Source organism: Streptosporangium nondiastaticum, assembly GCF_003011965.1.
Classification (GTDB): Bacteria; Actinomycetota; Actinomycetes; order Streptomycetales; family Streptomycetaceae; genus Streptomyces; species Streptomyces nondiastaticus.
In genome coordinates, this window is the sequence record NZ_PXWG01000212.1 from 1 (window position 1) to 7,696 (window position 7,696).

Here is a 7,696-nt window from a genome sequence, read left to right on the forward strand (position 1 = left end):
GGCCGACCCGGCCGGCTGCGCGGCCATCGGCGCGACGGCCGCCTGCACGGCCGCTGCCATGGCGCGGGGGCGGGCCGCGCCGACCGGGCGCGGTGTGCGGTTGACCCTGCGGTGCCTGCGGCCCTTCTGGCGTTTGCTCATGGATGTACCACTGCTCCGTCCTGTGGCGGGGTGCGTTCTGCGTGCTCTCCCCCGGGTCAACCCGGCGGTCATCAGGCGGTTACGGCCCTTTCTCCGAGTGTGCGGGACATCACGCGCGAGCCCGGAAGGGCGCGCCGCAAGTGCTTCTGGTGGCATATGTGACGCTTGGGACGTGCGCATTCTGATAGTGGAGGACGAGGCCGGACTGGCCGACTCGCTGCGGCACGGCCTGGCCGCCGAGGGTCACCTCGTGGACGCCGTCCACGACGGCCACCGCGGCCTGACGGCGGCGCTCACCGGCGTGTACGACGTGATCGTCCTGGACGTGATGCTGCCGGGGCTAAGCGGCTACGAGATCTGCCGGCGGCTGCGCGGGCTCGGCCAGTGGACGCCGGTGCTGATGCTCACCGCCAAGGACGGCGAGTACGACGAGGCGGAGGGGCTGGACGCGGGCGCGGACGACTACCTGTCGAAGCCGTTCTCCTTCGTCGTGCTGCTCGCCCGGCTGCGCGCCCTGGGCCGCCGCCGCGGCCCCGGGGCGGCGCTCCCGCTGCGCGCCGGGGACCTCGTGCTGGATCCCGCGGCCCGCCGCTGCCTGCGCGGCGGGCAGGAGATCGAGCTGACCGCGCGCGAGCTGTCGGTCCTGCGGTACCTGATGGCCAACGCCGGTCAGGCGGTCGCCAAGAGGGACATCCTGGACGAGGTCTGGGACTTCCCCGGCGACACGGACCCGAACATCGTCGAGGTCTACGTCTCCTCGCTGCGCAGGAAGATCGACGCGCCGTTCGGCCGGCGCACCATCGTGACCGTGCACGGCACCGGCTACCGCATCGACCCGGGCGACGGATGCGCGTGACCCTGCCGCCGGCCCTGTCGCGGAGGCTGCGGCCGCCCCGTACGGTCCGGGGCCGGTGCGCGGCCGCGGCGGCCCTGGCGATGGCCGTGGTCCTCGGCGTGGGCGGCACCTGGCTGTACACGGTGCTGCGCGCCAACCTGCTGGACACCACGACCGGCCGCACCGAGCTGGCCGCCCGCGAGGTGGCGGCGCAGGCGGACGCCGGGGAGCTGCCCGCGCTGCTGGCCTCGCCGCGCACGGGCGTCGACATCGTGCTGGTCCTGGACGCGGACGGCCGGGTGATCGCCACCACGAGGCCGTCCGCGGAGGGCCTCGCCGAGGAGCTGGCGCCGATCCGTCCGGAGGCGGGCTCGGACTCCGCCCACCGCATCCTGTCCGGGGCGCGGGCGGCGGGCGGCGACCGCGGCCGGGCGCACGATCCGGACCGTGCCGACGTGGTGGCGGTGCGGGCCTCGGCGCCGCCGCCGGGGCCGGGCGGGGAGCGGCACGAGCGGTACGTGTACGCGCTGACCGTCCTCAACGACGTCGACGGCGCCACGCACGCCGTGGCGATCGGGCTCCTCGCGGGCGCGCCCCCGCTGATCGCCCTGGCCGCGGCCATCGCGTGGGCGGTGACGGGGCTGGCCCTGCGGCCGGTGACCACGATCCGCACGGAGCTTGCGGCCGTCACGGCGAGCGCGCTGGACCGGCGGGTGCCGGTGCCGGCGGCGGGCGACGAGGTGGCTCAGCTGGCCCGTACGGTCAACGCCACGCTGGACCGGCTGGAGCTCGCGGTCGGCCGGCAGCGGCAGTTCGTCGCGGACGCCTCGCACGAGCTGCGCAACCCCGTGGCCGCGGTGCGCTCCCGGCTGGAGGTGGCGCTGGCCGCGCCCGGTGGACCGTCGCCGGAGGCGGTCCGCGCGGCGCTGGAGGACACCGTCCGGCTGCAGGGCGTGGCGGCGGACCTGCTGCTCCTGGCCCGGTTCGACGCGCGGGCGCCGATGGCGGCGGCGGAGCCGGCGGACCTGGCGCTGCTGGCGGCCGAGGAGGCGGCCCGCCGGACGGCGGCCCGGGTTCCGGTGAGCGTGCGCGCCGGTGCTCCGGTGCCGCTGCGCGGCCGGACCGGCCAGCTGGAGCGCCTGCTGGCGAACCTGGTCGACAACGCGCTGCGGCACGCCGCCTCGCGCGTGGTGATCACGGCGTCGCTCGACGAGGAGGCGGGGCGGGCGGTGCTGGAGGTGGCGGACGACGGGCCGGGGATCCCGGAGGAGGAGCGCGAGCGGGTCTTCGAGCGCTTCGTGCGGCTGGACGCGGCGCGCGCCCGGGAGAGCGGCGGCAGCGGACTGGGCCTGGCCATCGCCCGGGAGATCGCGCGCGCCCACGGCGGGAGCCTGGAGGTGGCGCCGGGCGGGGAGGGAGCGCGGCTGGTGGCGCGGTTCCCGCTGACGGGCTCTGCCCGGAGGGGCTCACCGGGCGGGCCGGCGGCCTCCCCACCGTACGGAACATCCGATTCCTGAAAGTTCGTTCAGGATTCTCAGGATTTCTTCAGCCCGGTGCGCCGATAGTGAGCGGTGTGACCGTGGATTCCGTGCACCTCGACGGCAGTGACGAGCACCGCGCACGAGCGCGGGGCCCGTCGGCGGCGGCGCGGCGGGGCCGCGAGGCGCTGCTGCTCGGCCTGGCCGTGCTGATCAGCTGCTTCGGCTACGTGTACACGGGTCTTGCGACGGTGGACCGGATCCCGGACGGCTTCGCCGGGTTCGCGGGCTCCATGCTGTGCCTCGCGCTGGTGCCGCACCTGGCGGCGCGCCGCTGGGCCCCGTACGCCGACCCGCTGATCCTCCCGCTGGCCGTGCTGCTGTCGGGGATCGGCCTGGTGCTGCTGTACCGGCTGGACTTCTCGTACAGCGCGCGCTATTCGTCGGATCCGACGGCCTCCAACCAGCTGATGTGGACGGTCATCGGCGTGGGCCTGTGCGTGGGCGTGCTGATCGTCCTGCAGGACCACCGCAGGCTCCAGCGCTACATCTTCCTGACGATGGCCGTGGCGCTGGTGCTGCTGATGGCCCCGGCGTTCTTCCCCGGCGACACCTACGGCGCGAAGCGGTGGATCTTCATCGGCTCGCTGTCGTTCCAGCCGGGCGAGTTCGTCAAGACCATGATCGCGGTGTTCTTCGCGGGCTATCTGGTGATCCACCGGGACGCGCTGGCGCTCACGGGCCGCAAGGTGCTGGGGGTGCGGCTGCCGCCGGGCCGGCAGCTCGCGCCGATCCTGACGGTGTGGGTGCTGAGCCTGCTGGTGCTCGTCTTCGAGCGCGACCTGGGCACGTCGCTGATCTTCTTCGGGCTGTTCGTGGTGATGCTGTACGTGGCGACGGAGCGGTTCAGCTGGGTGCTGTGCGGGGTGCTGATGGCGGCGGCGGGCGCCGTCGTGGTCGGCTCGGCCGAGCCGCACGTCAAGGGCCGCATCGACGCCTGGCAGCATCCTTTCGCCGCGCTGCACAGTCAGAACGCGGGCTCGGACCAGCTCGCGAAGGCGCTGTTCGGCTTCGGCAGCGGCGGCGTGACCGGCACGGGCCTCGGGCAGGGCCACCCCGATCTGATCGGCTTCGCCGGCCGCAGCGACTTCATCCTCACCACGGTCGGCGAGGAGCTGGGCCTGGCCGGCACGATGGTCGTGCTGATGCTCTACGCGCTGCTGGCCCAGCGGGGCCTGAGCACGGCCGTCGCCCTGCGCGACCCGTTCGGGAAGCTGCTGGCGGTGGGGCTCTCGGCGGCGCTGGCCCTGCAGGTGTTCGTCGTGGCGGGCGGCGTGCTGGGCCTGATACCGCTGACCGGCAAGGCGCTGCCCTTCCTCGCCAAGAGCGGCTCCTCGCTCGTCGCCAACTGGCTGATGGTGGCGCTGCTGATACGGATCAGCGACAGCGCGGGCCGGGCCCGTGCCGCGGCGCGGTCCGCCGACTGACCGCCCGGGCCGCCCGGCTGACGCCTTGTTGACTGAGGCACCCATTTTTGCGGAGGCTTGAGGGAGCACTGCGGGGGAGCCAGCGAATCGCAGGACCAAGCAGGAAAGAGGCGTACGGATGTCCATCGCCCACGACGAGCCCACCGCCTATCCCTTCAACGACCCCGCCGGACTCGACCTGTCCGGGAAGTACGCGCAAGCGCGCAGCGGCGAGGGCCTGCTGCGCGTCCGCATGGAGTACGGCGAGCCCGCGTGGCTCGTCACCCGCTACGCCGACGCCCGGCTCGTCCTCGGCGACCGGAGGTTCAGCCGCGCCGAGAGCGTCCACCACGACGAGCCGCGCCGCGGCGAAGGGCCGCGCGACACCGGCCTGCTGAGCATGGACCCGCCCGACCACACCCGGCTGCGCACCCTGGTCACCAAGGCGTTCACGACGCCGCGGGTCGAGAAGCTGCGGCCGGACGTGCGCGCGCTCGCCGAGGGCCTGGTGGACGAGATGATCGCGGCGGGGCCGCCCGCCGACCTGGTCGAGGACTACGCGCTGCCCATCCCCGTGGCGGTGATCTGCCGGCTGCTCGGGGTGCCGCTGGAGGACCGGCCGCGGTTCCGCGCGTGGAGCGACGCCGCGCTCTCGACGAGTTCCCTGACCGCCGAGGAGAAGACGGCCAACCGGGACGAGCTGCGGGCCTACATGGGCGGGCTCATCGAGGAGCACCGCGCGCACCCGGCCGACGACCTGATGACGGCCCTGATCGAGGCGCGCGACGTGAACGACCGGCTCTCGGAGCTGGAGCTGACCGACCTGTGCGTGGGCATCCTCGTCGCCGGCCACGAGACCACCGCGACCCAGGTCCCCAACTTCGTGCTCACCCTCCTCGGCCACCCCGGCGAGCTGGAACGGCTGCGCAACGACCCGGACCTGCTGCCGCGCGCCGTCGAGGAGCTGATGCGCTTCGTCCCGCTGGGCGCGGGCGCGTCCTTCGCCCGCTACGCCCTGGAGGACGTCGAGGTGGGCGGGACGCTGGTGCGCAAGGGCGACGCGGTGCTGGTGGCCGTCGGCGCGGCCAACCGGGACGCCGGGCGGTTCGCCGCCCCGGAGACCCTCGACCTCGGCCGCGAGGGCAACCAGCACCTCGGCTTCGGCCACGGCGTGCACCACTGCCTCGGCGCGCCGCTGGCCCGGCTGGAGCTGCAGGAGGCGCTGCGGGCCCTGATCCTGCGGCTGCCCGGGCTCCGCACGGCCGGTGACGTCGTGTGGAAGACGGAGATGCTGGTCCGCGGGCCGCGCTCGATGCCGGTGGCGTGGTGAGACCCGTGGCGGACACGACGGCGGGAGCGGCGGCGGACGCGACGGCGTGGCGGGTGACGGTGGACCGGAGCGCGTGCCTCGGCTCGGGGATCTGCGCGGCCCTCGCCCCGGAGGCGTTCCGGCTGGAGGACGAGCGGTCCCGGCCGCTGAGAGAGGCGGCGGGGCCCGACGAGGCGCTGCTGGACGCGGCGGACTCGTGCCCCGCGGCGGCCATCACCGTCACCGAGGGAACGGAGGTCATCGGGCCCCGGCCATGACGTGACGCCTGGTAGTGGTGCGGCGCGGAGATACCTCCGGTCCGGGATGGGTACCTACCCCGGTGCCCGGGCCCGACCACGTGCCCGCAAGCCGAAAGGACATACGCAATGCAGCATGTCCGGCTCCCGCACCGCAGAGGCGGGGCCCTGCTCGCCCTCCTCCTCGCGCTGTTGTCCGTCACGTCCGTCACCTCCGCGGCCGCTGCGGCGCCACCGGGGCCGAGGCCCCGCACGCCGGACGGGCCGGTCGTGGGCACCGACCACGGCCCGGTGCGCGGCAGGTCGCACGGCACGTACGCCACGTACGAGGGCATCCCGTACGCGGCGCCGCCGACCGGCCCGCTGCGGTGGCGCGCGCCGCAGCCCGCACGCCCCTGGGAGGGCGTGCGGGACGCGGGGGCACCGGGCCCGAAGTGCCTGCAGCTGCCGGTGTTCGGCACCGGGCCCGCCACCGGCTCCGAGGACTGCCTGTACCTCAACGTCACCACGCCGGCCGGCCGTGCCCCGGCCCGGGGGCGGCCCGTCATGGTGTGGGTGCACGGCGGCGGGTTCACCGGCGGCTCCGGCGGCGAGTACGCCGCCGGGCGGATGGCCGCGCGCGGCGACGCGGTCGTCGTCACGCTCAACTACCGGCTGGGCGCCCTCGGGTTCTTCGGCCACCCGGAGCTCGGCGACGCGCCCTCCTTCGGCCTGGCCGACCAGCAGGCGGCCCTGCGCTGGGTGCGGGCCAACGCCGCCCGCTTCGGCGGCGACCCGCGCAACGTGACCCTGTTCGGCGAGTCGGCGGGCGCCATCAGCACCTGCGCGCAGCTCACCTCGCCCACCGCGGCCGGCCTCTTCCACAAGGCCGTGCTGCAGAGCGGCTCGTGCAACACGGCGTTCCCCCGGGGCGCCGTCGTTCCGGGCACGCCCGGCGCCGGGTTCTTCGAGCCGCAGAAGACCGTCCAGGCCGCGGGTGCCGCGGCGGCCGGGCGTCTCGGCTGCCCGGAGGGGCCCGGGGCGCTGGACTGCCTGCGCGGGCTGAGCGCGGAGAAGCTGATCACGCCCGAGCTGTCGCAGGCGTTCGGCAAGCCCGCCTACGGCAACGCCCTGCTGCCGGAGGCACCGGCCCGCGCGCTGGCGGCCGGCCGCTTCCACCGGGTGCCGGTGATCCAGGGCACGAACAGCGACGAAATGCGGCTGTTCGTCGGCATGAACCTGGGCGCGTACCCGCTGCGGGACGCGCACGACTACCGGGCCCGCCTGACGGACTCCTTCGGCGCGGCCGCGGACGCCGTCGGGGCGGAGTACCCCCTGTCCGCCTACCCCACGCCCGCGCTGGCCTGGTCCGCGCTGCTCACCGACGCCACCTTCGCGTGCTCGGCGTTCCGGGCGGACCGGGCGCTGGCCGCGCACGTGGCCACGTACGCCTACGAGTTCGCCGACCGCGACGCCCCCGTCGTCCAGGGCGTGCCGACCGTGCCCGGTTTCCCCTACGGCGCCTCGCACGCCTTCGAACTGGCCTATCTCTTCAGCGCCTTCCCGCTGCAGAAGCCGCTGGACGAGGCCCAGGTCGCACTGTCGGACCGGATGACCGACTACTGGACGCGCTTCGCGCGCACCGGTGACCCGAACGGGGCCGGTGCTCCGCACTGGCCGCTCTTCCGGGACCGGGGCCCGTTCACCCAGTCCCTCGCGCCGGGAGCGGACGGCATCCGGCCGGTCGGCTTCGGTGCCGCCCACCACTGCGCGTTCTGGGAGAAGCAGCGGCAGGGCTGAGCCGGACTGCGCGCCGGGTGTGCCCGTAGCACGATGAAGGCATGCTCCTCGCCGATGTCGCCCGCGTGTCCGCCGAGGTGGCCGCGACGTCCGCGCGGTCGGAGAAGACCGCCCTGCTGGCCGGTCTCTTCCGCGGCGCGGACCCGCAGGAGGCGCCGGTCGCCCTGACGTACCTCTCGGGGCGGCTGCCGCAGGGCAGGGTCGGCGTCGGCTGGAGCGTGCTGCGCGACGCCCCGCCGCCCGCGGCCGTCCCCGTGCTGACCGTCGCGGAGGTGGACCGGGCGGTCGACGCCCTCGCCGCCGTCGCCGGCAAGGGCGCGCAGGCCGAGCGGCGCCGCCTCGTGGACGCGCTGATGGCCGCGGCCACGGCGGAGGAACAGCGCTTCCTGCGGGGCCTGCTCGGCGGGGAGCTGCGCCAGGGCGCCCTCGAC

General features: G+C 75.1%; 6 protein-coding genes and 1 pseudogene. All 7 read left to right on the plus strand.

Annotated features, from left to right (window positions below):
- Positions 1 to 313 precede the first annotated feature (313 nt).
- Complete coding sequence (locus tag B7P34_RS34130; protein WP_030365440.1) at positions 314 to 997, plus strand: response regulator transcription factor; 684 nt, start codon at positions 314 to 316, stop codon at positions 995 to 997.
- Positions 994 to 2,493, plus strand: coding sequence for a sensor histidine kinase (locus B7P34_RS34135; RefSeq protein WP_223268528.1), 1,500 nt, complete (start codon positions 994 to 996; stop codon positions 2,491 to 2,493). Before B7P34_RS34130 ends, B7P34_RS34135 begins: the two co-directional genes overlap by 4 nt.
- A gap of 56 nt (positions 2,494 to 2,549) precedes the next feature.
- The gene (locus tag B7P34_RS34140; protein WP_223268529.1) at positions 2,550 to 3,941 is read left to right on the plus strand and encodes an FtsW/RodA/SpoVE family cell cycle protein; all 1,392 of its coding nucleotides are present in this window, start codon (positions 2,550 to 2,552) and stop codon (positions 3,939 to 3,941) included.
- Positions 3,942 to 4,059: 118 nt separating this feature from the next.
- Positions 4,060 to 5,250: a cytochrome P450 gene (locus tag B7P34_RS34145; RefSeq protein ID WP_106682035.1), complete on the plus strand. Its 1,191-nt coding sequence runs from the start codon at positions 4,060 to 4,062 to the stop codon at positions 5,248 to 5,250.
- Between the two features lie 5 nt (positions 5,251 to 5,255).
- Positions 5,256 to 5,507, plus strand: coding sequence for a ferredoxin (locus tag B7P34_RS34150; RefSeq protein WP_223268530.1), 252 nt, complete (start codon positions 5,256 to 5,258; stop codon positions 5,505 to 5,507).
- Between the two features lie 108 nt (positions 5,508 to 5,615).
- Positions 5,616 to 7,265, plus strand: a complete 1,650-nt coding sequence (locus B7P34_RS34155) for a carboxylesterase/lipase family protein (RefSeq protein WP_106682037.1) — start codon at positions 5,616 to 5,618, stop codon at positions 7,263 to 7,265.
- A gap of 41 nt (positions 7,266 to 7,306) precedes the next feature.
- Positions 7,307 to 7,696 (plus strand): annotated as a pseudogene (locus B7P34_RS34160) (ATP-dependent DNA ligase); the annotation flags it as partial.